A 24,914-nucleotide genomic window follows, 5' to 3' on the forward strand; every position below is an offset into this window, starting at 1 on the left:
CGTACGGATGCCGTGCGGGCAACCACGGTAGTCGGGATCGTGCGCGCACGGCGGAGGACGGGCCCGGCGCGCTGCGGTGGCCGGTGTCCGGTGCCCGGTGTCCGGTGGAGAGAAGGCGCTACCGCACTCCGCGCGCGGAGAGTATCTGCGGGTCGTAGGCGTCGCTCGACAGTACGGTGGCGGGCTCGCTGCGGTCGGCGGGCAGCGCGACCAGGGCGTTGACGTTGCTGCGCTGGTCGACCCGGCGGTACGACCGGTCGCCGTCCAGCAGGACGTCCGTGTCGGAGCCCGGGGAGAAGGCGACGGGGCCGCCGTCCGGGGCCGACGACACCCGGTGGTCGCGGGTGAGGGTGCACATCACCAGGGCGCCGCCGGATTCGAGGCGGAACACCGGCAGTGTGTTGGCGGCGGCCCGGTAGGTGTAGTCGCGGCGCAGTCCGTCGCCGGAGAGGCCCACGGCGTACGTCCGCAGTCCGGTGGTGAACGGTCCCGCGGTGAACTGCCGGTCGGCGGCGACGACGGCGTCCGCCGGTTCGCCGGGGACGGTGAGGTCCAGGGCGGTCGCGAGGGTGCCGCAGACCTGGCGGTCGTCCGCCGCCGAGCCCGACATCCGGATGGCGCCCGCGGCGGCGCGGTCCAGCGGCGGCAGCAGCGCCGTCCCGGCCCGGACCGCGTCCTGCGGGTACCGGGGCTCCGGCGTGGGGGCGGCGAACCGGGGATACCGGACCGACGGGGGCATCGGCGGCAGCGGGTCGGGTCCGGTCAGGGTCTGTCCGCCGACGGTCGCCAGCCAGGGGCTGCCCGGCCGTTCCTGGACGAAGTAGTGGACCTCGGACGTCCGGTCCGTCTCCCGGCCCTCCGGCTTGCTGTACGAGGCGAACCAGCGGGGGTACGTCTGTCCGGCGCGGCCGTCGGGTATCAGAAACGTCGGCTTCCGGTAGCCCGCGAGCGGCAGCGAGGTCCCCGCCTTCCGGGCGATCGCGTACCGCGCGAGCGATTCGTCGAGCAGGGGGCCCGTCTCCACCATCCGGATCGACGCGTCGTCGAGCGCCGCGTCGGCGGACGCCTTGGTGTCCGCGTACGCCTGGAAGACCCGCTGGGCCTCCTTCGACCTCAGCACCATCGGATGGTGGGGCGCCGCCGGTGCGGTGCTCCGGGGGGCCGGGGAGCCGGACGACGGCGAACCGGAGGGCTTGGGGCCGCCGGTAACGAGAGACGAGGAACAGCCCGTAGCCAGTGCCGTCAGCAGTACGAGACCGGCTGTCCCGAGCCGGGCGAGGGGGCGTGTCACAGCGTCGTGCCTTCCGGGTCGTGTGGTGCGCCCCTTCAGCGTAGGCGAGGCGGCCGAGGGCTCCGGACCCGGCGGGCCCGGGGCGGGCCCGGGCCCGCCCCGCGCGAGCCGCCGTACCGGGGATCCGGTGGGCACCCACCGTGCCGCTCATGTCCCCGTGCCGCTCATGTCCCCGCGCCGCAGTCCGGCCCGCACCTGGGAGCCGCGCCTGCGCCGCCGGCCGCCGCATCCGCTGTACGCGCCGCCGCGCTGCCCGCGTTTCGCCCTCACCCCCGCCCCGCGCGCCGGAGTGCGCCCCGCCCGGCCGGGCCCCGCCGTCCTCCCTTCGGGGTGCCCGGGGCCCGGCCCCGGCGCGCTCCGGCCCCCGGGCCCCGCCGCGGCCCTAGCCTGGCCTGCCGGTGACCGGCGACGGCCCGCCGCCCCCGGGGGCGGCGGGAGAGGGTGAGGGCGAGTGATGCAGGTGATCGAATTCGGGGAGTTCGGCGGCCCCGAGGTGCTGAAGCCCGCGGAACGCGAGCTGCCCGAGCCCGGTCCCGGGCAGGTCCGGATCCGGGTGGTCGCGGCCGCGGTCAACCCCATCGACTACAAGATCCGCAGCGGCGCGTTCCGGAACGCCTTCACGACCCCGCTGCCGTCCGTCCCCGGCTTCGAAGCCGCGGGCGTCGTGGACGCGGCCGGCCCAGGGGTCCGCAGCCTCACCCCCGGGGACGAGGTCTTCGGCTTCACCGACAGCGGCGCCTACGCCGAGTACGCCCTCGCCTCCGTCGTCGTACCGAAACCGCCGGAGCTGTCCTTCGAGGAGGCCGCCGCCCTCACCACCGCCGCCGAGACCGCGCAGCGCACCCTGGACCTCCTCGGCCTCGCCGCCGGGGAGACCCTGCTGATCCACGGTGCGGCCGGCGGCGTCGGCACCGCCGCGGTCCAGCTGGCCCTGGCCCGTGGCGCCCAGGTCATCGGTACGGCGTCCCCCGCCCGCCACTCCGCGCTGCGGGCCCTGGGCGTCACCCCCGTCGCCTACGGGGAGGGCCTGGTCGACCGGGTGCGGGAGGCCGCTCCCGACGGGGTGGACGCGGTCCTCGACACCGCGGGCAAGGGCGCCCTGCCCGACTCCATCGAACTCCGCGGCGGCACCACCGACCGGATCGTCACCATCGCCGACCCGGCCGCCGCCGAATACGGCGTCACCTTCTCCGGCACCGCCCGCCGCGACCCCGCCCAACTGGCCGCGCACGCCGTCCTGGCCGCCGAGGGCCGGCTGCGGATCCCGGTCGCCGAGGTCTTCCCGCTGGCCGAAGCGGGCCGGGCGCAGTACGCCTCGGAACACGGCCACGCCCCCGGAAAACTCATCCTCAAACCGTAGCGACCGGCCCGGGGCGGGCGTTCCCGGCGCGTTCCCGGACGCTTCCGGGCAACCCGCCCCCGCGGTCGGCCGGACGGTGAAAACCGCTGGCCGCGGGGCACTCCGCGGTACGGCGCCCGCACATTAGTGTGCCCCTCGTGCATGCATTGCGGGTACTGCTGGTGGAAGACGACGAGCCGGTCGCGGAGTCGCTGCGGCGCGGCCTGCTCCGCTACGGCTTCGCCGTGAACTGGGCCACCACGGGGACGGCGGCCCTGGCCGTCACCGACCCCTACGACCTGGTCCTGCTGGACCTCGGCCTGCCCGATACCGACGGGCTGGACGTCTGCCGGGCGCTGCGCCGCCGCGGCGATGTACCGATCATCGTGATCAGCGCCCGCAGCGACGAGACGGACCGGGTGGTCGGCCTGGAGATCGGGGCGGACGACTACGTCTCCAAGCCCTTCGGCGTACGGGAGGTCATCGCCAGGATCCGCGCGGTCATGCGGCGCGTCCGGCCCGCCCGGCAGCCGTACGACGGCCCCGACCGCTACGGCCCCCGGCTGCTGCTCGACCGCAAGGCCGCCCGGGTCCGGCTGGACGGTGCCGAGGTGGCGCTGACGCCCAAGGAGTACGACCTGCTGGCCTTCCTCACCGAGGAGCCGGGCGCGCTGATGTCGCGCGAGCAGATCATGGAGGCGGTCTGGGACGCCAACTGGTTCGGCCCGACGAAGACCCTCGACGTCCATGTCGCCGCGCTGCGCCGCAAACTGGCGGGCGCGGTGGTCATCGAGACGGTGCGCGGAGTCGGCTTCCGGCTGGTGGTGACGGACTCGGGGGACCCCGTACCCGGCCCCGCTCCTGCCCCGGCCCCCGGTGGAGCGGTCGGCGAGCACCACGGAGCGGTCGAACGCCACGGAGCGGTCGGCGAGCACCACGGAGCCGCACCCGAAGACACCGGCCCCGTACGCGAACCCGCCAGTCCTGTACGCGAACACCACGGCCATGCAGCGCATGACGCTCCCCCCGCATGACGACGGGCCGCCCCCCGGCGGTGTGGCCCGGGTGCGGCGGCACGGCATGGTGCGGCGGCTGATCGTCAGCTATGTCCTGCTCGTCGGAGTGGCGCTGGCCGCGTTCACCGTGCCGGTCGCCTTCACCCTGACCACCCAGCTGCGCAACGACACGGAGGACTCGGTACGCCGGGAGGCCACCACGATGGCCCTGCTGCTCGGCGGGGACGCCCCCGCCCGGCAGGCGCTGGACCGGGTCGCCGAGGCGTATGCCGACGAGACGCCCGGAGTCGTCGAGGCGGTCTGGGCCGACGGCACGGCCGTACCGTCGCTGGGCCGGCCCGCCCGCCCCGACGACTCGGCGTTCCTGCTCGCCCTCGCCGACGGCCGGACCACCGTCGACTGGGGCGCCCAGCCCGTCTGGGGACCGGAGCTGGTGATCACCGTGCCCGCGCGGGCCCAGACCGCGGACCGCGCGATCGTCGGCGCGCTGCGGATCCGGTATGCCACGGACGACCTCAGCGACCGGCTGTGGAAGGTGTGGGGCTTCCGTGCCGTCCTCGCGGTGGGTGTCATCGCCGTCGCCGCGGGCCTGGGCGCGATCGTGGCTCGGCTGCTCACCAAACCGCTGCGCCAGCTCAACGACATGGCCAGCCGGTTCAGCGACGGCGATCTGACCGCGCGCTCGCCGATCACCGGGCCGCGGGAGACCCGGACCCTGGCCCGCACCCTCAACCAGGGCGCCGAACGCCTCGACACCCTGGTCGCCGCCCAGCGCATCTTCGTCGCGGACGCCTCGCACCAGTTGCGTACGCCGCTGACCGCGCTCCGGCTCTCCCTCGACAACATCGCGGACGGCGTCGACGACGAGTTCGTGCGCGAGGACGTGGAACAGGCCACCGCCGAGGTGGTCCGGATGAGCCGGCTGGTCAGCGGACTGCTGGTGCTGGCCCGCGCGGAGGCCCAGGTCTCCACCCCCGAGCCGGTGCCGCTGCGCGAACTCGTCGCGGAACGGCTCAGTGTCTGGCGGCCCGCCGCCGACGAACGCCGGGTCAGGATCCTGCTCACCGGCGATGTCGACGAACGGCTGTACGTCCTCGCCGGACCCGGCAATCTCGACCAGGTCCTCGACAACGTCCTCTCCAACGCCCTGGAGGTGTCGCCCGACGGCGGCACCATCACCATCCGCCTGACGGCCGCCCCGGACGGCGACGAAGCCGTCCTCGAAGTCCTGGACCAGGGGCCGGGGATGTCCGCCGCCGAACAGTTCCGCGCCTTCGACCGGTTCTGGCGCGGCCAGGGGCTGACCGGCCGCTCGGGGACGGGCCTCGGCCTCGCCGTCGTCCGCCGCCTGGTGACGGACGACGGCGGTACGGTCGGCCTGGGCGACGCCCCCGGCAGCGGCCTCCGGGTCCGGATCGGGCTGCGGATCAGCCGCCGGCCGGGAGCACCGAGGAGTGGTGGTTGACGATCAGCCACTTCCCGCCGCGCTTCTCGTACGCGTACGTGTAGCGGGCGACGACCTGCGAGACCTGGCCCGTCGCGGGGTCGGTCAGATGGAACCGGTAGAGCCCCGCGTCGATCGCGGAGTTCTGGTCGAGGACATTGATGACGGACCGTATCTTCTCGCCCCGCGGCTTCTTCAGCAGGAAGTGCTCGAAGTAGTCGACGATGGCCGCCCGGTCGGTCCGGATCTGCGCGGACACCGTGGGCAGCAGGACGCCGTCGGCCGCGTACCGGTCGGCGACGGTCTCCGCGTCACCCGTCCGGAGCGCCGCGTTCCACTGCCCGAACAGTGCCGCGATCTCCCGCTTGCCGGGCTTGCCCCGCCGCTCGTCGTCGTCCCCGGCCCGGGCCACACCGACTCCGGCGGCGACGGTCAGGGCGACGGCGGCCGCGGTGGCGACGGCCGCGCGGCCTCGGAGGGTACGCTTCATCGAATCTCCTGCTCAGTGGGGGTTGAGTGATGCGGAACCCCCACCATCGCGGCGCCCGTACTAACGCCCGCACAGGGCGCGGTCAGCGCCCGCCCAAGCCTCGGCCAAGATCCCCTCCCCGGCTTCCGCCCGCTGCCCTTACGGTGAGGGCCGCGCGCATCGCACCCTGTGAGGAAGGACCGGCCATGAACCAGCAGGTGTCCGTTTCCCTTGAGATCGGCGTACCGCCCGAACTGGTGTACGCCACCGTCACCAATGTTGCGGACATGGGCCGTTGGAGCCCCGAATGCACCGGCGCGGACCTGGCCGAAGCGCCCGCCGCGATACGCCCGGGTACCGGATTCACCGGACACAACGACTCCGGGCGGCGGCCCTGGTCGACGCGGTGCCGGGTGACCGCCGCCGACCCGGGGGAACGATTCTCCTTTCTGGTCCGCGCGCTCGGGCTGCGAGTGTCCATCTGGAGCTACCGCCTGGAACCCCTCGACTCCGGACGGCGTACCAGGGTCACCGAGACCTGGACCGACCAGCGCGGCCCGCTGATGCTGTGGATCGGACGGCAGGTATCCGGCGTCCAGGACCGGGCCGAGTACAACCGCGCGTCCATGGAGACCACCCTGGAGCGGCTGAAGGAGTTCCTGGAGGAGGAGCAGCAGCGGGCGGCGTAGGGCATCAGGCCCGTACGGCCTCCGGTTCCCCCGCTCCCACTTCCTCCCTCTCCTGCACGGCGTGTGCGGGCAGCAGCGCCACCACCAGCACCGCGGTCACCACGGCGAGCCCCGCGCAGATCAGGGCCACCGCGGACATCCCGGCGACGAAGGCGTCCCGGGCCGCCCCGGCGAGCGCGGCGCCCTGCTGTTCCACCGGCAGTTCCCCGGCGACCCGGAGTGCCCCGGCGAGACTGTCCTCGACGGCCGTACGGGCCCGCTCCGGCAGCCCGGCGGGCCCTGCGTCCGTCACCCGCTCCCGGTAGACGGAGTTGAGGGTGCTGCCGAGCACGGCGACTCCGACCGAAGCGCCGATCTGCCGCAGGGAGTTGGCGAGGGCGGACCCGGCGCCGACCCGGTGGGCCGGGAGCGAGCCCATGATCGCCTCCAGGGCGGTGGGCATGGTGAGGCCCAGCGCCGCACCCATGACCGCCAGCGAGACGCCGGTGACCGCGAAGTCCGTATCGCTTCCGACCCCGGCCAGCAGGCCGAGACCGGCGGCCCAGAGGACCATCCCGGCGGCGACGACCGCCTTCGTACCGATCCGTCCGGACAGCCGGCCGCCGGCCGCCGCGCCGACGACCAGCGTTCCGATCATCGGCAGCAGATGCAGCCCGGTCGCCATCGCGTCCAGGCCCTGCACCTGCTGGAGGAACTGCGGTACGACGAAGAGGACACCGAAGAGGATGAACATCACCGCCGAGGCCGCGACGCTCGACCAGGTGAACCGGGCGTCGCGGAAGAACCCCAGGTCGACCAGGGGATGCGCGGTACGCCGCAGATGGCGGGCGAGCGCCCCGAGCAGCGCGACCCCGCCGAGCGTGGTCATCAGCACGACCGGGTCGGACCAGCCCTTGTTCGGCAGCTCGATCACGCCGTAGACGAACGCCGTCACCCCCGCCAGGGAGAGCGCGGCGCCGGGCAGGTCGAGCCGCCCGGCGTCCGGGTCCCGGGTCTCCGGCACGAAGAGCAGGATGCCCGTGACGGCGACCAGCACCACGGGGATGTTGATCAGGAAGACCGACCCCCACCAGAACTCGCTGAGCAGCCAGCCGCCGACCAGCGGACCCAGCGGCAGACCGAGCGCGAACCCGGCCGTCGCGACGGCCACCGCCCGGGGCCGCTCCTTCGGGGGGAACATCAGCGGCACGATCGACAGCGCCAGCGGCGTGATCGCGGCGGCTCCGGCGCCCATCACGACCCGGGCCAGGATCAGGCCCTCGGAGCTGTCGACCCACATCACCATCGCCGAGCCGGCGCCGAACACCAGCAGCCCGCCGACGAGGACGCGCCGCCGCCCGATCCGGTCGCCGAGGACGCCCAGAAGCAGCAGCAGTCCGGCGAAGGGGAGGGTGTAGCCGTCGGTGAACCACTGGAGTTCGGTGGTGGTCGCGTCCAGTTCGGTCGCCAGGGTCGGCAGGGCGACGGTGAGGATCGTCGCGTCCAGCCCCACGATCATCAGGCCGAACACCGGCGCGGCCAGGGCGAGCCACTTCCGCCGGGCGAGACCCGCGTCGGCGTCGGTCGGGGATGGTGCCATCGGTGAACTCCTCGGCAGGGAAACGGAAGAGCGGACGAGGTAGTGCGGGCGCGGCGCGATCCGGCGGTTCCGGTATCCGCCGCCGTAAGAACGACGCATACGGCCCTCCGGACACCCCCACCGGACACCCCCCACCGGTATGTGTCGCCCGGTAGTGAAGCGCATCCCGGCGCTTGTGGCAAAGGCTGCACCGGTCACCGTTGTCATCCCCATTAACACCGCTCTGACCTGCGCAAACACAATCGGACTACGCCCATCCGCTCTTGCTGTGCCGACTGCCTCGCCCTGCCTGCCGCCACCGGCTCCCGGGAGTGCGCCGCCCTGCCCCTTTCCGCGCCGTCACACTTCTCCGTTATCCCCGTGCTTCCGTGCGCCGAAATCGCGGGGTGATGTCGGACACCGCTCTATGATCTTGGCATCCAAAGCCCCGGCCGGGCCTGCGTATTCGAACGAAGGAAAGGTGTCCGCTGTGCAGATTGCGACTCAGCCCGGAGTTTTCAACGTCCGCGACTACGGTGCCACCGGAAACGGGACGACGATCGACACCGCCGCCATGCAGTCGGCTTTCGATGCCGCCCGCCAGGCCGGAGGCGGAACGGTGGTCATACCCGCCGGAACCTATGCCGTGGACAACTTCCTCGTCGTATTCGGGAACACCGTGATATCCGCCTACGGTGCCACCATCCGCTCGCATTCGACGGGAACCGGACTTCTGCGGAACTTCCTCCCCGGTGACAGCTTCCCGGCCTACGCGGGGAACTCCGGGATCACCGTCGAGGGCGGTGTCTGGGACGGGAACGCGGCCCATGCCGGTGTCGGCACGGTCACCGGCCTCACCAATGTGATGGCCTTCATCCACGCCCGCGACATCACGGTCCGGGACGCGGTGATCCGGAACATCTCGTCCGCGCACGGCATCGAGTTCAACGCGATCGACGGCGGCCGGATCCTCAACTCCCGCTTCGAGGGCTTCAAGGACAACTCGACCGCCCAGGACCGGGGCTTCTCGGAGGCCGTCCAGCTCGACATCGCCCGTTCCGGCAGCTCGTCGATCCCCGCGTTCGACCTGACGACCTGCCGGAACATCCTCATCCAGGGGTGCTACTTCGGCCCCTCCGACCGCCTGGGCCCGGCGGGCCGCGCCATCGGCGGCCACACCTCGGAGAACGACCGCGGCTACGAGAACATCCAGATCATCGGCTGCCGTATCGAGGGCGCCGTCCAGGAAGGCATCCGGGCCTTCTGCTGGCGCAACGCGGTCATCGCCGACAATGTCATCACCGGCACCCCGCAGACGGCGATCCTGATCGCCGTCAGCTCTCCGGAGCGGACCGACTCCCATTCGATCGTCATCAAGGGAAATGTCATCACGGACTGCCATGTGTCCGGGATCCGGTTGACCGGAAACACCATCAACCGGATACGCGGAGTGGTCGTCTCCGGGAACACCCTGAAGAACACCACCGGTAACGGCATCCATATCGCGGACGCTCCCGGGGCGAACGTCGGCGGAAACCATATCCTGGGGACGACGAGCACCGGAATCTACGCCGTCGACTCGGACGGTGTCTCGGTCAACGGAAACACCATCGTCTCGCCCGGCTCGAACGGCATCAACATCGCGGGCTGCGCGGGCGCGCTGGCCTCCGGAAACAATATCCAGGACACCAAGACGAACCATGGCATCTATGTGGGCGACGGCGCCCAGCCGGCCTCCGAGGTCGTGATCTCCGGCAATATCGTCCGCAAGGCGGCCGTAGCCGGAATCCGGATCGCGGGCAGCGCGAAGGACTGCACGGTGACGGGCAACCGGGTGCGCGGCGCCGGAGCCGCCCAGTTCGGCATCACGCTCAACGGCCCGGTCACCGGCACGGCGGTCGTCGGCAACGACCTCTCGGGCAACTCCTGGCCCGCGGCGAACGCGATCGTCCCGTCGCAGGTGCCGCCGCAGGTCGACTGGTCGGGCGGTACGACGCTGCCGGGCCACAACCTGGTCTGACCGTGCCCCGGGGGCGCCCGGCAGCTCCTGCGTGCTGCCGGGCGCCCACCGGCTTTTACCTCAAGGTGTGCAGATCACCCCGGCGCACTGCCCGCTCTGCCCGTTCCCGCCGGCGAGGTTCCCGCCGCCGTCGACATTGCCGGGGTCGGCGAAGACGCCCCAGCCGTTGTTGTTGCGGGTGGTGTTGGCCTGGAGGGTGTGGGCGGACTTGGAGACGGAGATGCCGTTGCCCTTGTTCGTACTCGCGGTGTTCCGGATCAGCTTGTTCCCGGCCCCGGCCGCCGCGTCCCCGACGACGTAGATACCGCGGGACCCGTTGCCGTTGGCCTGGTTGAGCTGGAGATCGTTCCTCAGCGAACTCCCCAGGCTGATCCCGTCCCCGGTGGTGTTGCTGGCGTTGTTGGAGTGGATCACATTGCTGTCGGAGAAGCTCAGCTCGATACCGCCGGTGTTCCCCCGGACGTCGTTCCCGTTGACGGTGTTGCTGTGCGCGGAGTTGAGGACGATCCCGCTGTCCCCGGCGCCCTGGAGCGTATTGGACAGGATCCGGTTCCCGGACGAGTCGGCGACGATCAGCCCGGCGTCGGCGCTGCGGCCGGACGAGTTGCTCTGAACAAGATTGCCGTTGGACCCGACCCGCAGGGTGATCGCCGCATCGCTGCTGGTGCCGACGGTATTGCTCAGCAGCGTATTGACCCGTGCCCCTTCGAGCGCCAGCCCGACACCTCCGCTGCTGGTGATCTGGTTCCGTTCGATCTGATTGCTGGCGGAGTTCTGGACGTAGACGCCTTCGCCCTGATTCCCGCTGATCGTATTGTCGGCGATCACATTCCCGTTCGAGGCGGCGGTGAGCGCGATCCCCCGGTGCGCCTGCCGGTCGACGAGGTTATTGCGCACCCTGTTGTTGGTGTGAGCCCCGTTGAGCCCGATACCGGTGAATTCGTTGTTCTGCGCGGCGATCTTCTCGACGATGTTCCCGGTCGTCCCGGCGTTGAGCTGCACCCCGTGATCGAACTGCTGCACCCGCCCCTGCGTCGCCGCACTGCTGGTGACGACGGCGTTGGCGAACCCGTTGTTGCGGATCCCGACCCCCAGTCCCACACCGTCGATGGTGTGCCCGTTGAGATCGACGGTGATCCCCGCACTGCCGATGATCAGCCCGTCACCGGGACAGTTCAGCAGATCGGCATGGAGGACGACGCTGGTGGTGACGGTCTGCCCGCAGGAGAGATGCGCGGCCTGAGCCATGGGCGCGGGCATCGATAAGCCGAAGAGGGCGGCCGCTCCGGCTACTGCTAATGACCTTGAGACGAGTTTGCTGGAAAGGCGGATCATGGGGGGACTCCTTCGCCAATGGCAGTGCTCGACCGGTCTCGGGCCCGAATAAGGGCCCTGGGGGATTACGGCGGGACGGACGGGCCGTCCCGCCTTCTCGACAGGGTCAAGTGAAAGCCTGGCGAAGGCTATGAAGCGGCAAAGAATGACCAGAGGTGGGGGAAGGTTGACCGGATTGCCGAGGTAACGGCTTTATCCCCGGTGACCCGATGAAACGCTATGGCCATCGCCTGCCCCGGAAATGGTTCAGAACCGTTCCGGGCTTTTACGGTCCGCCCTCGACGCTGTCCAGGCCGGTGAGTGTGCAGCCCATGAGCCTGGTGACAGCGAGGTCGGCCAGCAGCCACGGCAGGCGCGGGGCCCCATGGGGGAGATGGACTCGGTCCCCGACCCGGTGCAGGGTGCCGGGGCCACGACCCTGCCGGGTGAACTCGTACAGGACTCCCCGCCACCCCCAGGCGCGCGGATAGCGCACGCGTACCGCCGTATACCCGCGGGTGAGAGCCGGGCACTGCCGGACCGCCAGGATCGCGCAGGGGTCGGGACAGACGGGCGGGGTGGTCGTCAGCGCTTCCTCCGGATGGTCGCCGGGGGGACCGGCGAGCAGCCAGAGCATGCCGTCCCGGGACGGCGGCGGCCGTTGCCCGCACACCTGGCACAACAGGCGGTCGGAGGCGTGGCGTTGTCGGCGGGGGTCGAGCTGCTCGTACAGCGGATGGCCCCCGGCATCGGTGGCCCGCCGCCCCCGGCCGCGGGCGAGGAGCACGCCCTCGTCGGTGCGGTCGTGAACCGTCTCGTCGGCGTAGGCGATTCCCCATCCGGTTCCGTGGTTGACGAAGACCGGCTCCGGCAGGGCGGGGGCACCGGACCACGGGGTGACCCACGGGACCACGCGGCCGCGAAAGCAGGGCAGGGAGTCCGCGTCAGGCATGGGTGCCGCCGGAGTGGTTCAGCTCGTCCGGGACGGGCCCCGGAGTGAGGGCGGTGGCATGTTCGGGGCAGACGTACTGCACATAACCGGGGCCGCTGGCCCGCTCGATGTACCCGGCCTCGACCGGCGCGACGGTCGGGCGTCCGCAGACGCAGCACAGCGCGGTGTACGGAGCGGGCGGCGGCGCGAGGAGACTCTCCAGCTTCACCGCAGCCACCCCCACCCCGTCCCGGGCCGTGCGGTCCGTACGGCAACGGGCCGGTCGAGGGGGATGCCGTGCGGGGCGATGTACAGACGGCGCCGGACGGGCGGCGCGAAGGCGGTATCGGCACGGAGTTGAACGGTCCGCTCCGACTCCTCCCGGGCAAGCAGAACGGCCTGTGCTTCTTCTTTTGTGGGCCCGGTCCATGGGGCCGTCCAGGGACTCGCCTGCACCGGGTCACGCGGTGCGAGCCGGACCGCGGCAAGGTGAGCGGCGGTGTGCCGGCCGAGCGGGGCGGGCCCGAGTAAGACGGCCAGGCGGTTACCGAGACGGGCGAACAAGGCAGCGATAGCATCGCGCATACGACTGATCAGCTCCTCAAGCAAGCTGGTTGGTCGAGCCCCGGCGGTGGCCTAGGAACCTTCCGCCGGGGCACTTGTGATGGGTGCCCCGCTCCGGCCGGAGGGCAGCTCATCGGCCAGGGTGGTGGCGATATGTCTCCGTCGGCCAACAATGCGCTGATGATCAGACGTTGGCCGTGGCGCCGTTCTCCACTTCTATCGCCACGATGAAAGGACAACCGTGGCGTAGGGGTGCGGCAGGCAGGTTTTCAGGGTGGTCGGTGACGACCCCTTGGGCATCCGTCGCTTCCAGAAGCATCTCGACATCGGTCCAGCCGGAGGCTTCGGCCGTGACCTGCCAGTCACGTGCCTCCGCGTACCTGCGCAGAGTCGATGTGTTGCGCAGGTCGCGGCAGTGGAGGACGACACCGACACGGCGTATTCGGCCATAGGGCGGATCGAAGCCGGCCGCCGCATCCGCGAGACCAGCCCGCCGGATCCGCTGCTGTCGGGTTCGGGTCATGAATGCGACGATCCCGCAGCCGAGCCGTTTGGTGAAGAACGGGCCCGTACGACTTCACCGATGCCCCATTCGGGCAGTCGTACGTATGGGGCGGGTTGCTGCCAACACAAGGCGCGAACTCATACGTCACATATGACTAGTTGGGGGACTTGGCCTTGACCGGCAGGACCTCGCTACCTCCGGTTGTTGCGCCGATCAGCTTGGAAACCCTGCGCAGGCGTGTGGTGGAAGCCCGTCCGACCTTCTCGACGATGACCGTTGGGAGTGCTTGGTGGCGAGCCCAGACCGGCGAAGTAAGCAGTACCTGCTCAAGAGTGTCGAGCGCGGCGTCCCACATCCTGGCGTCAGCCTGCGCCATGGCTTTGTCCAAGCCGTACCGGCCGCGCGCGGCGCCGGAAAGTGCGCCCTCGTGCTGTGGCCGGATACCGGAAATCAGGTCCAGGGCCTTTCCCGTCTGTCCGAGGGCAACCTTGATGCCGACTGCCTGTGTGCTGGCTGTTACCGGTCCGAAGACTGTTCCGTGCGCTCGGGCTTCGCGGCCCATTCGCGCGCCCGCTGCATGGGACTGGCTGAGATAGTCGGCCGCCAGTTCCTCATTGCCCAGTCGGGACGCCACGACCGCCGCGAAGTTGATGTGGGAGCCGTACGCGACGAGTTCACCCGTCGTGGCTCGGGAGAAACGGGGCTCGATGTCCGTGGCGGCCTGTTCTGCGAGCGCGAGGGACTCTTCCAGTCGTGCGTCCCGGAGATAGATCCACGAACGCCCCGACATGACCAAGGCGCTGCTCAACGCGTCATCCGCGGAAGCGGCGGCGTGCTGGGCATGGCCAATGGCTGCGTATGCCAGGTCCCGTGCTCCCATCAGGTTGGCCACGTACCCGGCAAGCCGGTACGCGTCCGCCAGCAGGCGCCACGCGCCTGCCTGCTCTCCCACCGGCTGTTCTCGCAGCCTCGCTCCCACTTCCGGGAGGAGACGTCCGGCCACGGCCCCGGCCGCCACGTACTTGCCGGTCCAGTAAAGGTCCCAGCAGTGCTGGGCGTTCGCTGCAAGGGTGTCCAGGTCGGGCGCAGTGATGGTGTCGGGGTACAGGCCGACGGAGGTGTCGTGCACGGCGCGCGAGAGGGCCCGCAGCATGGCACGGTCGTCCTGCTCCATCGCCCGCCGCGGAGCCTGCTGGCCCAGGATCACCGAGGTGTCGGTCTCCAGGGCTGCCGCGATGAGGAGCAGGGTCTGCAGGGTGAGGCGCTTGCCCTGTTCGGCCTGCTGAATCGTGGGAAGGGAGAGGCCCGTCATCTCGGCAAGGTCGGTCTGCCGAATGTTCTTGCCTCGAAGGATCTTGATGCGCTGACCCGTGGTGTATTCGCTCCAACGCGCCATACCGGCCTCCGTTCTAGCGTCCACTGGGAACGGTACCCGCGATGTCTGCACTTGGGTGTGGAGACCGCCCTCCAGGCTATGGGCCCTCCTTGGCCACTAACCCACTACCTTCTCTTTGGCGCAATCCAGCGGTCGGCTCATGGCTCGCGCCCGCCTCCCGCGCCCGCCCCGAAGCGCGCACCCTCACCCCAAGATCTCCGCGCCACCGCCGGAAGGACCAGCCCCCGACCGCCGCCCCCGGTGCTCGTCACCGGGCTTCCCGGGTGCCCCGGCCGTCCCACCGATCTCCGTCGCCCCGGCGGGGGACTGCCCCTGGCCGTGCTCGCCGACCGGGGCTGAACAGCAGAAAAGCCCTCCCGGGAGGGAAGGGCTGGGCCGTGAAGTGAAGAGCGCCCCCGGCAGGACTCGAACCTGCGGCCAAGCGCTTAGAAGGCGCCTGCTCTATCCACTGAGCTACGGGGGCCGGATGATGGTGGCCGCGGAGAAACGGAGTGCGAGAGTCCGTGGCCGTGCCGGGGACAAGGATAGGGCTCCCGTTGCCTTGACCCCGTTGCTTCGCCTGCGTGGCTCGATGTGGAGGTTCGGTGAAGCGAACCGATAATCGCAGGCAGGTGCGATTCCCGCAGCGCTTTTCCCGCCTCCGGTCGAGCATGTTGTGCACTCGTTATACCTGCGCCGCACTCATCCCCTCTGTCCGCTCTGTCCGACCGGCGCGCAGACATGCCCATACGCTTCAAAATGGCTGAAAAATTGGGCATTCTTCACATGTGGTGACCTTGGATGCACGGCCTCAGTTGATCAATGCTCTGACCGCCCTTCGGGACCGGGTCGCCGCCGTGCGTCTGCCGCTGCCGCTGCCCGGGGCGCCGCGGGCCCGGCAGACGCGGGGCGAACTGCTCGCCCAGCTCGACGACTATCTCGTGCCGCGGCTCCGGGACCCCGGCGCACCGCTGCTCGCCGTGGTCGGCGGATCCACCGGTGCCGGGAAGTCGACGCTGGTGAACTCGCTGGTGGGGCGGCGGGTCAGTGAGGCGGGGGTGCTGCGGCCGACGACCCGGATGCCCGTACTCGTCTGCCATCCCGACGATCACCACTGGTTCAGCGGCAACCGGGTGCTGCCCCGGCTCACCCGGGTCTGGCTGCCCCACCAGGAGGAGAACGAGGGCGCCCCGGCGGCCGGGCAGGCCGAGCTGCGGGTCGAGAAGGCGTCCGCGCTGCCCCGCGGCCTCGCGCTCCTCGACGCACCCGATATCGACTCCCTGGTGGTCGAGAACCGGCTGCTGGCCGCCGAGCTGATCTGCGCCGCCGATGTGTGGGTGATGGTCACCACCGCGTCGCGGTACGCCGACGCCGTGCCCTGGCATCTCCTCCGTACCGCCAAGGAGTACGACGCCACCCTGATCACCGTGCTCGACCGGGTGCCGCACCAGGTGATCGACGAGGTGTCCCGGCAGTACGCGGCGCTGCTCACCAAGGCCGGGCTGGGCGATGTGCCCCGCTTCACCATCCCCGAGCTGCCCGAGTCCGCGGGCGGCGGCAGCGGGCTGCTGCCGGGGACCGCGGTCGCGCCGCTGTACGCCTGGCTCGCCCACCGCGTGGAGGACCCGGCGGCCCGCCAGCAGGCGCTCGGCCGGACCGCGACCGGGGTGATCGACTCGCTGCGGGCGCGGATGCCCGAGCTGGCCTCCGCCGTCGCGGGGCAGTACGCCGCCGCCGTACGGCTGATGGGGGCCGTCGAGGAGGCGTACGAGCGGGAGCGCGTACGGCTGGACAAGCAGCTCGCCGCCGGAGCCGTACTCGCGGGCGACGCCCGGACCCGGTGGCGCGGCTTCCCCCGCGACTGCACCGCCGGTGAGCTGCTCGACGCCCTCACCGGCAGTCTGGCCGCGCTGGTGCAGTGCTCCGTGGCCGCCGCCGACGAGCGGGTACGGGACCTGTGGCGCCGCGACCCCGCCGCGGCCGGGGTCGCCGCCGCCCGGCCCGACCCGGAGGCCGCCGAGCGGCTGGGCATCGCGGTCCGGCGGTGGCGGCGGGAGCTGGAGGAGCTGGCGGACGAGGAGGTGCGGGGGGCGGAACGTACCCCCGCACCCGACCCCGAGACCGTCGCCGCACTCGTCGCCGCCGCCCTCCTCGGCGGACGGCGGGCCCGCTCCGCCGGGGAGCGGCTCGCCGAGCGGATCGGGGCCAGGACCGCGCTCCGGCTCCGCGACCGGGGCGGCGAACTGCTGGCCGCCGCCGTCGGCTCCGTACTCGACGGCGAACGCGACCGCCGTCTCGCGCCGCTCGAAGCCCTCGACGTCTCCCCGGAGCCCCAGGCCGAGCTGATCGCCGCGCTGTCCGTACTACAGAAGGTGAGATGAGGGCGTGGAGAACGAGGACCGGCGCTGGGACGACGGGCTCATCGCCCGCCGGGCCGGCCAGGAGGAAGCCAGGCCGCAGAAGCGGGCCCGGGCAAAAGCGGATGAGACGGGCGCCGGAGGGGAGGAAGCGGAGGAGCTCGCGGACGGCGGGATCACCGGCGTGGAGTACGGCGGCGGGCTGCGCCACCGGCTCGACGCCCTTCGCGAGCTCGTCGGACTCTCCCGCACCCGCCTCGACGACGGCGCCCTCACCGAGGCCGGCCGGGTACTCGGCGAAGCCGCCGCCCGCCAGCGGCTCTCCGCCCGGCACACCGTCGTCGCCATCGCGGGCGCCACCGGAAGCGGCAAGTCCACCCTCTTCAACGCCCTCGCGCAGGTACCGCTCTCCGAGACCGGGCTGCGCCGCCCCACCACCTCGGCGCCCATCGCCTGCGCCTGGTCGGAGGGGGCGGAAGGGCTTCTGGAGCGGCTGGCGATTCCGTCCCGGCTGCGCCGCCGGCCGCTGGCGGGCGGCGCCGAGGAACTCTCCGGCCTGGTCCTGGTCGACCTGCCCGACCACGATTCGGCGCTGCGCAAGCACCGGGACCAGGTGGACCGGGTCCTGGCGCTGGTCGACGCCGTCATCTGGGTGGTCGATCCGGAGAAGTACGCGGACGCCGCACTGCACGAACGCTATCTGCGGCCCCTCGCCGGGCACGCCGAAGTCACCTTCGTCGTCCTCAACCAGATCGACCGGCTGCCCGGCGACGCCGCCGACCAGGTCCTCGACGATCTGCGGCGGCTGCTCGACGAGGACGGGATGGCCCTGGGCGAACACGGCGAACCCGGCGCCACGGTCCTCCCCGTCTCCGCGCTCACCGGGACCGGCCTCGGTGAACTGCGCGAACTGCTCGGTACGTTCGTACGGGACCGGACCGCGGCCGCCCGCAGGCTCTCCGCCGACGTCGACGCCGCGGCGCACGGACTGCGGGGCGCGTATGTGGCGACCGGCCGGACCGGCCTCGACGAACGCGCCCGGGAGGAGTTCGCGGACCGGCTCGCGGAGGCCGTCGGCGCGGACGCGGCGGGCGAGGCCGCCGAACGGGAATGGCGGCGGCACGCGGGGCGCGCCTGCGGTACGCCCTGGCTGCGGCTGTGGCGCTGGTACGAGCGGAAACGGGTGCCCGGCGCCGCCCGGCCCGCCGACGGCTCTCCCGCCGAGGAGGAGTTGACGGCCCGCCAGCGGGTGGAGCACGCGGTGCGTACGGTGGCGGACGAGGCGGCCGCCGGACTGCCCGCGCCCTGGTCGCAGGCGGTGCGCGAGGCGGCGGTACGGGGCGCGGAGGGGCTGCCGGAAGCCCTCGACGAACTGGCCGAACGGGAGGCGGCGGAGACCGCCAAGCGGCCGCTGCGCCCGGCCTGGTGGCCCGCGGCCGTGCTCGCCCAGGCGTCGATGACGCTGGTGCAGATCTTCGGCGGACTGTGGCTGGTGGGGCAGATCGTGGGGGTGTTGCAGCCGGGGATGGTCTATCCGGCGCTGTTGATGCTCGCCGGAATCATCGGCGGGCCGCTGGTGGAGTGGGCGTGCACGGCGGCGGTACGCGGTCCGGCTCGGCGGTACGGGCAGGATGCGCGGCGCAGGCTGCGGGAGGCCGCGGCCGGGTGCGGACGGGCGAAGGTGCTGGACCCGGTGGCGGGGGAGCTGATGCGCTACCGCGAGGTGCGGGAGCAGTACGCGGCGTTCGCGGGAGGTGCCCGTACCGCGCTCGGCGGGACACGGGCGGGCGGTGGTGGGAGGGGCGGCCGGGGTGCGGGGGACGGTGGGGTTGTTCTGGGGGTGACGGGGTTTTCCACAAGTGGGCGGTAGTCCACAGGGCCCGGCGGGGATAGGGCGACGGGGTTCAGCATGGGGGTCCGGCGCCGCTGACGGGCGGCGGGCCCGGTCGTGCGGAGATCCCGGCGGCCGGGGCGGGCGGGCCGGTCGGGGGACCGGTCCGGTGCGAAGGGTTCCGGGGAGGCCCGGAGCCGCAGGGGGAGTGGTTGTGATGAGCGAGACGACGGTGACGCTGGTGGGGAACGCCGCCACGGGCGTGGACTACCGGGAGACGGTCAACGGTCCGGTGGCGCGGTTCAGGATGGCGGTGACGCCGCGGCGCTGGGACCGGGGGCGGAGCGTCTGGACGGACGGGCCGACGAGCTTCTACACGGTCTCCGCGTGGCGGGGGCTCGCGGCCAATGTGTCGGGGTCGGTGTCGGTGGGGGATCCGCTGGTGGTCCACGGGCGGCTGCGGGTACGGGAGGTCGACCTGCGGCCGGAGGCGGGCGAGCGGGCCGCCGGGGGAAGCCCGCCGGGCGGCTCCGGCAGCGAGGGGCCGTGGGGGCGGCAGGAGCCGGGGGCGGACCCCGGCGGCCCGGGGCAGGGGCCCGGCCAGGGGCAGTTGCCGGAGGGGCCGGGGGCCGGTCGGCAGACAGACGGTCGGCAGGCGGACGGTAGGCGGGCCGCCGGGCGGCCGGGGGACGCCAGCCGCCGGACCTACGTCGATATCGAAGCGATCGCGGTGGGACACGATCTGAACCGGGGGACGTCGGCGTTCCGGCGCGCGGCCCGGGCGACCACGGGGGTGGCTGTTCCGGCGTCCGTTCTCTGACGGATCCACCGGGAGCCGGCGGCAGGGCGATTCCGCTTCGGACCGGCACCGGCCGGGTGCAGTCACCGCCTGCGGATAACCGGTGACCGCGGGTTGACCAAGGTTGCGGTCTCTCTGCAACCCCTCTCCCCGGAAGGGTCTTCACACGGCCTCCGGGAGTGGGGGGCACGGTTCACAGGCCCTTCCCGGGGTGTCCTCCCCGTGTTTGTCCAATGTTGTTGCAAAAGCCGCCCGTCCCGCGCTGACCTGCGAATTTGCCCAACAGGAGCGGCTGTTGGAGATATCTACTGCTAGGGGATTTATCGACAAGGGAAGAGGGTCGGGTAGTTGATGAGGGCATCGGTGATAACGATTCCGAGTCGGAATGGTTGTAGGACGGCACGACGGGGGATGCGGCCGCCGCCGCGTTCATAGGATCCCCACGTACTCACGGGGCACTTGAGTCTGTTGGCGAGGCACACTCCCCACACGCATCGTGCGCATCATGCAACGAGCCTCGCCCGGAGGGGATTTCTGTGTTTGCACTGTTCTCTGCGTCGTCCGCCTCCGGCGGGCCCGGGCGGTCCGCCGCCCGCCGGGCCGCCGCCGCTGCCGTGGTGACGGGCCTGGTGGCCACCGGCGCGCTCACCGGTGCCGGTGCCGCCGCCGCAACCGAGGGCGCCCGGGCCGGGGGCGGGGCGGTCGCCACGCTCGCCGGGCTGAAGGTCTACGACAGCGCCCTGCTGCACACGCCGGGCGACAAGGAGCCGTTCAAGATGCCGGCCGGGCTCTTCGAGCTGACCGGCGGTGGCGGCGGGACGCTGAAGACGTACTGCATCGACCTGCACAACCCCACCGAGGACGGCACCAAGTACCAGGAGACCCCCTGGGACCAGAGCGTCCTCAACAAGAACCCGGACGCGGGCAAGATCCGCTGGATTCTGCAGAACTCTTTCCCGCAGGTGGACGATCTGACGGCGCTGGCGAAGACGGCCGGAGCCAAGCAGCTCACCGAGAAGACCGCCGCCGCGGGTACCCAGGTCGCCATCTGGCGTTACTCCGACAAGGCCAATGTCACCGCCTCCGACGACAACGCGGAGCTGCTCGCCGACTACCTCTTTGAGGCAGCGGAGAAGGCAGGGAACCTGCCGGAGCCCAAGGCATCCCTCAAGTTCGAGCCCTTCGCCGTCTCCGGGAAGCCCGGTACCCGGATCGGTCCGGTGACCGTCACCACCAACGCCGCCAAGGCCACGCTGAAGCTGTCGCCCGAGGCCGCGACCGCCGGTGTGAAGATCGTGGACGCGGCGGGGAAGCCCGTCGAGACCGCCGCCGACCAGGCGAAGCTGTTCTTCGAGGTGCCCGCCGACGCCCCCGACGGCACGGCGAAGCTGACCGCGAGCGCCACCACCACCGTCCCGGTCGGCCGCGCCTTCACCCCGCTCATCGGCACCAGCCAGACCATGATCCTCGCCGGGTCCAGCAACTCCGACGTGACCGCCGAAGCCACCGCGACCTGGGCCAGGACCGGCCCGGTCCCGGCCGTCACCTTCAAGGAGAACTGCGACAAGAACGGCGTCGACGTCACCGCGACCAACAAGGGCGACTCGCCGTTCACCTTCACCCTGGCCGGTGCCGAGCACACCGTTCCGGCGGGCGGCTCCAAGACCGTGACCGTGCCGGTCGACGAGGACCAGCCGTACGACATCACCATCACCGGCCCCGACGGGTTCAAGGAGAACTTCAAGGGCGTCCTGGACTGCAAGCCGGCCGGGAAGCCGGAGCCGAAGCCGTCGTCCGAGCCGACCCCGAACACCGCGGGCGGCAGCAGCACGGGCGGCACCGGGGGCTCCGCGGGCACGACCGGTGGCTCCACCGCCGCCGGGACCACCGGCTCCGCGACCGGCGGTGACCTGGCCGCCACCGGCGGCTCCAGCGCCACCCCGGTGATCGCCGGTGTCGCGATCGCCCTGGTCGCCCTGGGCGGCGGCGCGGTCTTCTTCCTCCGCAAGAAGAAGGCTGCCGCCGGGGAGTAATCACCCGGAGCGACCACCCCTGAGCGCGGAGTGCCTCCGCGCTCACCCCGGTCCGGCCCGTGGGAACACGGTGCCGGACCGGTCCGACGGCCCCGCCGGCGCACCGCGCCCGGGGCCGTCCCGCGTTCCCGGCCCGGGTGGCGGCCGCAGGGACCCGGGCCCATGCGGCCGTGGCAGGGGCGGGGCGGCCGGAGCGGAGGAGACGCCGCCGGTTTTCGCCACGGGAGCGCGGTACGGCAAGATGGGGTGTATCTCTGCCCACTCACTTATCTGCCGGACGGTTTCTCTTGGCTGAGTACATCTACACGATGCGCAAGACGCGCAAGGCGCACGGCGACAAGGTCATCCTCGATGACGTGACGCTGAGCTTCCTGCCCGGTGCCAAGATCGGTGTGGTCGGCCCGAACGGCGCCGGCAAGTCCACCGTCCTGAAGATCATGGCCGGTCTGGAGCAGCCGTCCAACGGCGACGCCTTCCTGTCGCCCGGATACACCGTCGGCATCCTGCTCCAGGAGCCGCCGCTCGACGAGTCCAAGACCGTCCTGCAGAACGTCGAGGACGGCGTCTCGGAGATCAAGGGCAAGCTCAACCGGTTCAACGAGATCGCCGAGCAGATGGCGACCGAGTACACCGACGAGCTGATGGACGAGATGGGCAAGCTCCAGGAGGACCTGGACCACGCCAACGCCTGGGACCTCGACGCCCAGCTGGAGCAGGCCATGGACGCCCTGGGCTGCCCCCCCGGCGACTGGCAGGTCACCAACCTCTCCGGTGGTGAGAAGCGCCGCGTCGCGCTCTGCAAGCTGCTGCTTGAGGCCCCCGACCTGCTGCTCCTCGACGAGCCCACCAACCACCTCGACGCCGAGTCGGTGCAGTGGCTGGAGCAGCACCTCGCCAAGTACGCGGGCACCGTCGTCGCCATCACCCACGACCGGTACTTCCTCGACAACGTCGCGGGCTGGATCCTGGAGCTCGACCGCGGCCGCGCCATCGGCTACGAGGGCAACTACTCCACCTACCTGGAGACCAAGCAGACCCGTCTCAAGGTCGAGGGCCAGAAGGACGCCAAGCGCGCCAAGCGGCTCAAGGAAGAGCTGGAGTGGGTCCGCTCCAACGCCAAGGGCCGCCAGGCCAAGTCCAAGGCCCGCCTCGCCCGTTACGAGGAGATGGCGGCCGAGGCCGACAAGATGCGGAAGCTGGACTTCGAGGAGATCCAGATCCCGCCGGGCCCGCGGCTGGGCAGCATCGTCGTCGAGGTCAACAACCTCTCCAAGGGCTTCGGCGAGAAGCTGCTGATCGACGACCTCAGCTTCACCCTGCCCCGGAACGGCATCGTCGGTGTCATCGGCCCGAACGGCGCCGGCAAGACCACGCTCTTCAAGATGCTCCAGGGCTTCGAGGAGCCGGACTCCGGCACCATCAAGGTCGGCGACACCGTCAAGATCAGCTACGTCGACCAGTCCCGCTCGAACATCGACCCCAAGAAGACCCTCTGGGCCGTCGTCTCGGACGAGCTGGACTACATCAACGTGGGCCAGGTCGAGATGCCCTCCCGCGCCTATGTCTCCGCCTTCGGCTTCAAGGGCCCGGACCAGCAGAAGCCCGCGGGCGTCCTGTCCGGCGGTGAGCGCAACCGCCTCAACCTGGCGCTCACCCTCAAGCAGGGCGGCAATCTGCTGCTCCTCGACGAGCCGACCAACGACCTCGACGTCGAGACCCTGTCCTCCCTGGAGAACGCGCTGCTGGAGTTCCCCGGCTGCGCCGTGGTCGTCTCCCACGACCGCTGGTTCCTGGACCGGGTGGCCACCCACATCCTCGCCTACGAGGGCGAATCCAAGTGGTTCTGGTTCGAGGGCAACTTCGAGTCGTACGAGAAGAACAAGGTCGAGCGCCTCGGCGCGGACGCGGCCCGGCCGCACCGCGCCACGTACAAGAAGCTCACCCGGGGCTGACCCGTCCCGCTGGCCGTCCGGGACGCCGGACGGCCCGCGGAACGGACGACGCTCCGGGAGCCGCGGCCGTACGACCCTCCCAGGTCGCACGGCCGCGGCTCCACGAGACAGAGAGCACGAGCAGACAGAGAAAGCGGGAACCGTCACCCATGGCCCGGCACATCTACCGCTGTCCCCTCCGCTGGTCCGACATGGACGCCTTCGGGCACGTCAACAACGTCGTCTTCCTCCGCTATCTGGAAGAGGCGCGGATCGACTTCATGTTCCGGCTCCGGCCCTCCGACGGCTCTCCCTCCTTCTCCGGGGGATCGGTGGTGGCCCGCCATGAGATCGACTACGTCCGGCCGCTGGTCCACCGGCACGAGCCGGTCGTCGTCGAGTCCTGGGTGACCCGCATCGGCGCCGCGTCGCTGACCATCGCCTACGAGGTCAAGGACGCCGAAGGCGCCTCGCAGGTCTATGTCCGGGCCTCGACCGTCGTCGTCCCCTACAACCTCGAAGCCGGGCGCCCGCGCCGGATCACCGCCGACGAACGCTCCCACCTCCAGCAGTATCTGGAGGAGGCCGCCGAGGGCGCGCTGGTCGCATGAGTGTGCCCGTGCAGAGCCTCCGGTTCGCCGACGCCGGGGAAGCCGAGGACCTCGCCGCCTTCCTGGCCCGGCTGCTCCACTACGACCGGGCAGCGGCCGTCCGGGTCCAGGCGGGCGACCCCGGCGGCCGCCCGCAGCCCCATCTCGCGGTCTTCGGCCGCCCGCCCTCCTTCGAGGTGCTGGCGATCCGTACCGCCCGGCTCGGCTCCCCGGTCGCCCTCGACGCCACCGTCTCCGCCGGTGAACTCCTCGACGGCCTCGACGGCGCCGGGTTCACCCTGCCCGCGCCGGTCACCGGCCCCCCGTGGACCGGGGTGCTGCCGCCCCGCGGCGGCTGGAGCGAGGTGCCCGGGCTTCCCGGGGTCGCCGAGATGCGGGCCGTCGTCGCCGCCGCCGTCGCCGAATTCCGCCGCCGGGACGGCGAACTCCCGCCCGAGCAGCGCAACCGCGCGGAACGCGACCGTATCGGCCGCGAGATCTGGTCCCGCGAACTCCCCGGCGTACGGCTGCCACTGCGCGCCGTGCACGCCGCGCACTCCCTGGGCTTCCTGCGCCCCGGCGCCCCCGTGGCGCTGCTGGCCGCGCCGGGCAACTGGCTCCGGCTCCGTACCCCCTTCGGTTCCGTCGCGCTCCGCGCGGGCGGCCCCGGGGCGGGCGCGCTGAGCCTCACCCCGACCAGAAGGGGCTGAACCCGGCCGCGGAGGGTGAACCCGGCGGCGGAGGGTGCCGGGCCCGGCCGGAAGCGGGCCGGAGTCCGGTCCGCCGGGGCCGGTCCGGCCGGAGGGCCCGGGAAGGGGCTGAACCCGGAACACCGGGGTAGGGAAGGTCGGCAGGGCG

20 protein-coding genes and 1 tRNA gene are annotated in these 24,914 nt (G+C 71.7%); 12 read left to right on the forward strand and 9 right to left on the reverse strand.

The window, feature by feature from the left end:
* Positions 1-118: 118 nt before the first annotated feature.
* Entirely contained in the window at positions 119-1,291 is a 1,173-nt protein-coding gene (locus ACWDR0_RS16060; RefSeq protein WP_456352294.1) for a hypothetical protein, read from the reverse strand.
* A 454-nt stretch (positions 1,292-1,745) separates the two neighbouring features.
* Between ACWDR0_RS16060 and ACWDR0_RS16065 the strand changes: the two genes are divergently transcribed.
* The 3 genes from ACWDR0_RS16065 (at position 1,746) to ACWDR0_RS16075 (ending at position 5,111) form a co-directional block, all read left to right on the forward strand.
* The gene (locus ACWDR0_RS16065) at positions 1,746-2,651 is read left to right on the forward strand and encodes an NADP-dependent oxidoreductase (protein ID WP_456352295.1); all 906 of its coding nucleotides are present in this window, start codon (positions 1,746-1,748) and stop codon (positions 2,649-2,651) included.
* A gap of 146 nt (positions 2,652-2,797) precedes the next feature.
* Complete coding sequence (locus ACWDR0_RS16070) at positions 2,798-3,664, forward strand: response regulator transcription factor (RefSeq protein WP_456352328.1); 867 nt, start codon at positions 2,798-2,800, stop codon at positions 3,662-3,664.
* Between the two features lie 46 nt (positions 3,665-3,710).
* Complete coding sequence (locus ACWDR0_RS16075) at positions 3,711-5,111, forward strand: ATP-binding protein (RefSeq protein WP_456352329.1); 1,401 nt, start codon at positions 3,711-3,713, stop codon at positions 5,109-5,111.
* On the opposite strand, the gene ACWDR0_RS16080 is transcribed toward ACWDR0_RS16075, so the two are convergent.
* Positions 5,074-5,580 carry an SgcJ/EcaC family oxidoreductase gene (locus ACWDR0_RS16080; protein ID WP_456352296.1) on the reverse strand — a complete coding sequence of 169 codons (507 nt, stop codon included), beginning with the start codon at positions 5,578-5,580 and terminating at the stop codon, positions 5,074-5,076. The genes ACWDR0_RS16075 and ACWDR0_RS16080 overlap by 38 nt on opposite strands.
* 185 nt (positions 5,581-5,765) lie before the next feature.
* Here ACWDR0_RS16080 and ACWDR0_RS16085 point away from each other — a divergent pair, with 185 nt between their 5' ends.
* A complete protein-coding gene (locus ACWDR0_RS16085) occupies positions 5,766-6,248 on the forward strand; it encodes an SRPBCC family protein (RefSeq protein ID WP_456352297.1) in 483 nt (160 codons plus the stop codon).
* 4 nt (positions 6,249-6,252) lie between these two features.
* On the opposite strand, the gene ACWDR0_RS16090 is transcribed toward ACWDR0_RS16085, so the two are convergent.
* Complete coding sequence (locus ACWDR0_RS16090) at positions 6,253-8,040, reverse strand: DHA2 family efflux MFS transporter permease subunit (protein ID WP_456352298.1); 1,788 nt, start codon at positions 8,038-8,040, stop codon at positions 6,253-6,255.
* Between the two features lie 256 nt (positions 8,041-8,296).
* On the opposite strand from ACWDR0_RS16090, the gene ACWDR0_RS16095 reads away from it, so the two are divergent.
* Positions 8,297-9,826: a right-handed parallel beta-helix repeat-containing protein gene (locus tag ACWDR0_RS16095; protein WP_456352299.1), complete on the forward strand. Its 1,530-nt coding sequence runs from the start codon at positions 8,297-8,299 to the stop codon at positions 9,824-9,826.
* 60 nt (positions 9,827-9,886) lie between these two features.
* Here the strand turns inward: ACWDR0_RS16095 and ACWDR0_RS16100 are convergent, their stop codons facing one another.
* From ACWDR0_RS16100 to ACWDR0_RS16125, 6 genes are all read right to left on the reverse strand, one after another.
* Complete coding sequence (locus ACWDR0_RS16100; protein WP_456352300.1) at positions 9,887-11,074, reverse strand: right-handed parallel beta-helix repeat-containing protein; 1,188 nt, start codon at positions 11,072-11,074, stop codon at positions 9,887-9,889.
* A gap of 352 nt (positions 11,075-11,426) precedes the next feature.
* Positions 11,427-12,092 (reverse strand): hypothetical protein, encoded by a 666-nt coding sequence (locus ACWDR0_RS16105; protein ID WP_456352301.1) that lies wholly within the window; start codon positions 12,090-12,092, stop codon positions 11,427-11,429.
* The gene (locus ACWDR0_RS16110; protein WP_456352302.1) at positions 12,085-12,300 is read right to left on the reverse strand and encodes a hypothetical protein; all 216 of its coding nucleotides are present in this window, start codon (positions 12,298-12,300) and stop codon (positions 12,085-12,087) included. The genes ACWDR0_RS16105 and ACWDR0_RS16110 overlap by 8 nt, the downstream gene beginning before the upstream one ends.
* A 519-nt stretch (positions 12,301-12,819) precedes the next feature.
* The gene (locus ACWDR0_RS16115) at positions 12,820-13,158 is read right to left on the reverse strand and encodes a hypothetical protein (protein ID WP_456352303.1); all 339 of its coding nucleotides are present in this window, start codon (positions 13,156-13,158) and stop codon (positions 12,820-12,822) included.
* A 136-nt stretch (positions 13,159-13,294) separates the two neighbouring features.
* Entirely contained in the window at positions 13,295-14,536 is a 1,242-nt protein-coding gene (locus ACWDR0_RS16120; RefSeq protein WP_456352304.1) for a helix-turn-helix domain-containing protein, read from the reverse strand.
* 390 nt (positions 14,537-14,926) lie between these two features.
* A tRNA-Arg gene (locus ACWDR0_RS16125) sits at positions 14,927-14,999 on the reverse strand.
* 313 nt (positions 15,000-15,312) lie between these two features.
* On the opposite strand from ACWDR0_RS16125, the gene ACWDR0_RS16130 reads away from it, so the two are divergent.
* From ACWDR0_RS16130 to ACWDR0_RS16160, 7 genes are all read left to right on the forward strand, one after another.
* Complete coding sequence (locus tag ACWDR0_RS16130; protein WP_456352330.1) at positions 15,313-16,896, forward strand: dynamin family protein; 1,584 nt, start codon at positions 15,313-15,315, stop codon at positions 16,894-16,896.
* A 4-nt stretch (positions 16,897-16,900) separates the two neighbouring features.
* The gene (locus ACWDR0_RS16135; protein WP_456352305.1) at positions 16,901-18,742 is read left to right on the forward strand and encodes a GTP-binding protein; all 1,842 of its coding nucleotides are present in this window, start codon (positions 16,901-16,903) and stop codon (positions 18,740-18,742) included.
* A 178-nt stretch (positions 18,743-18,920) separates the two neighbouring features.
* Entirely contained in the window at positions 18,921-19,523 is a 603-nt protein-coding gene (locus ACWDR0_RS16140; RefSeq protein ID WP_456352306.1) for a single-stranded DNA-binding protein, read from the forward strand.
* Positions 19,524-20,038: 515 nt separating this feature from the next.
* Positions 20,039-21,535 carry a Cys-Gln thioester bond-forming surface protein gene (locus ACWDR0_RS16145; protein ID WP_456352307.1) on the forward strand — a complete coding sequence of 499 codons (1,497 nt, stop codon included), beginning with the start codon at positions 20,039-20,041 and terminating at the stop codon, positions 21,533-21,535.
* Between the two features lie 287 nt (positions 21,536-21,822).
* Positions 21,823-23,487: an energy-dependent translational throttle protein EttA gene (ettA, locus tag ACWDR0_RS16150; protein ID WP_456352308.1), complete on the forward strand. Its 1,665-nt coding sequence runs from the start codon at positions 21,823-21,825 to the stop codon at positions 23,485-23,487.
* Positions 23,488-23,636: 149 nt separating this feature from the next.
* The gene (locus ACWDR0_RS16155) at positions 23,637-24,077 is read left to right on the forward strand and encodes an acyl-CoA thioesterase (protein WP_456352309.1); all 441 of its coding nucleotides are present in this window, start codon (positions 23,637-23,639) and stop codon (positions 24,075-24,077) included.
* Positions 24,074-24,766 (forward strand): hypothetical protein, encoded by a 693-nt coding sequence (locus ACWDR0_RS16160; protein ID WP_456352310.1) that lies wholly within the window; start codon positions 24,074-24,076, stop codon positions 24,764-24,766. Before ACWDR0_RS16155 ends, ACWDR0_RS16160 begins: the two co-directional genes overlap by 4 nt.
* Positions 24,767-24,914 lie beyond the last annotated feature (148 nt).

The organism is Streptomyces sp. NPDC003691 (genome assembly GCF_053981115.1).

What these genes read in the sequence shown, in the direction of transcription:
- ACWDR0_RS16155 (WP_456352309.1), top strand. Translation starts at nt 23,637, where the DNA reads ATGGCCCGGCACATCTACCGCTGTCCCCTCCGCTGGTCCGACATGGAC.
- ACWDR0_RS16115 (WP_456352303.1), bottom strand. Translation starts at nt 13,158, where the DNA reads ATGACCCGAACCCGACAGCAGCGGATCCGGCGGGCTGGTCTCGCGGAT.
- ACWDR0_RS16075 (WP_456352329.1), top strand. Translation starts at nt 3,711, where the DNA reads ATGGTGCGGCGGCTGATCGTCAGCTATGTCCTGCTCGTCGGAGTGGCG.
- ACWDR0_RS16065 (WP_456352295.1), top strand. Translation starts at nt 1,746, where the DNA reads ATGCAGGTGATCGAATTCGGGGAGTTCGGCGGCCCCGAGGTGCTGAAG.
- ACWDR0_RS16105 (WP_456352301.1), bottom strand. Translation starts at nt 12,092, where the DNA reads ATGCCTGACGCGGACTCCCTGCCCTGCTTTCGCGGCCGCGTGGTCCCG.
- ACWDR0_RS16120 (WP_456352304.1), bottom strand. Translation starts at nt 14,536, where the DNA reads ATGGCGCGTTGGAGCGAATACACCACGGGTCAGCGCATCAAGATCCTT.
- ACWDR0_RS16085 (WP_456352297.1), top strand. Translation starts at nt 5,766, where the DNA reads ATGAACCAGCAGGTGTCCGTTTCCCTTGAGATCGGCGTACCGCCCGAA.
- ACWDR0_RS16140 (WP_456352306.1), top strand. Translation starts at nt 18,921, where the DNA reads ATGAGCGAGACGACGGTGACGCTGGTGGGGAACGCCGCCACGGGCGTG.
- ACWDR0_RS16080 (WP_456352296.1), bottom strand. Translation starts at nt 5,580, where the DNA reads ATGAAGCGTACCCTCCGAGGCCGCGCGGCCGTCGCCACCGCGGCCGCC.
- ACWDR0_RS16100 (WP_456352300.1), bottom strand. Translation starts at nt 11,074, where the DNA reads ATGGCTCAGGCCGCGCATCTCTCCTGCGGGCAGACCGTCACCACCAGC.
- ACWDR0_RS16160 (WP_456352310.1), top strand. Translation starts at nt 24,074, where the DNA reads ATGAGTGTGCCCGTGCAGAGCCTCCGGTTCGCCGACGCCGGGGAAGCC.
- ACWDR0_RS16090 (WP_456352298.1), bottom strand. Translation starts at nt 8,040, where the DNA reads ATGGGGATGACAACGGTGACCGGTGCAGCCTTTGCCACAAGCGCCGGG.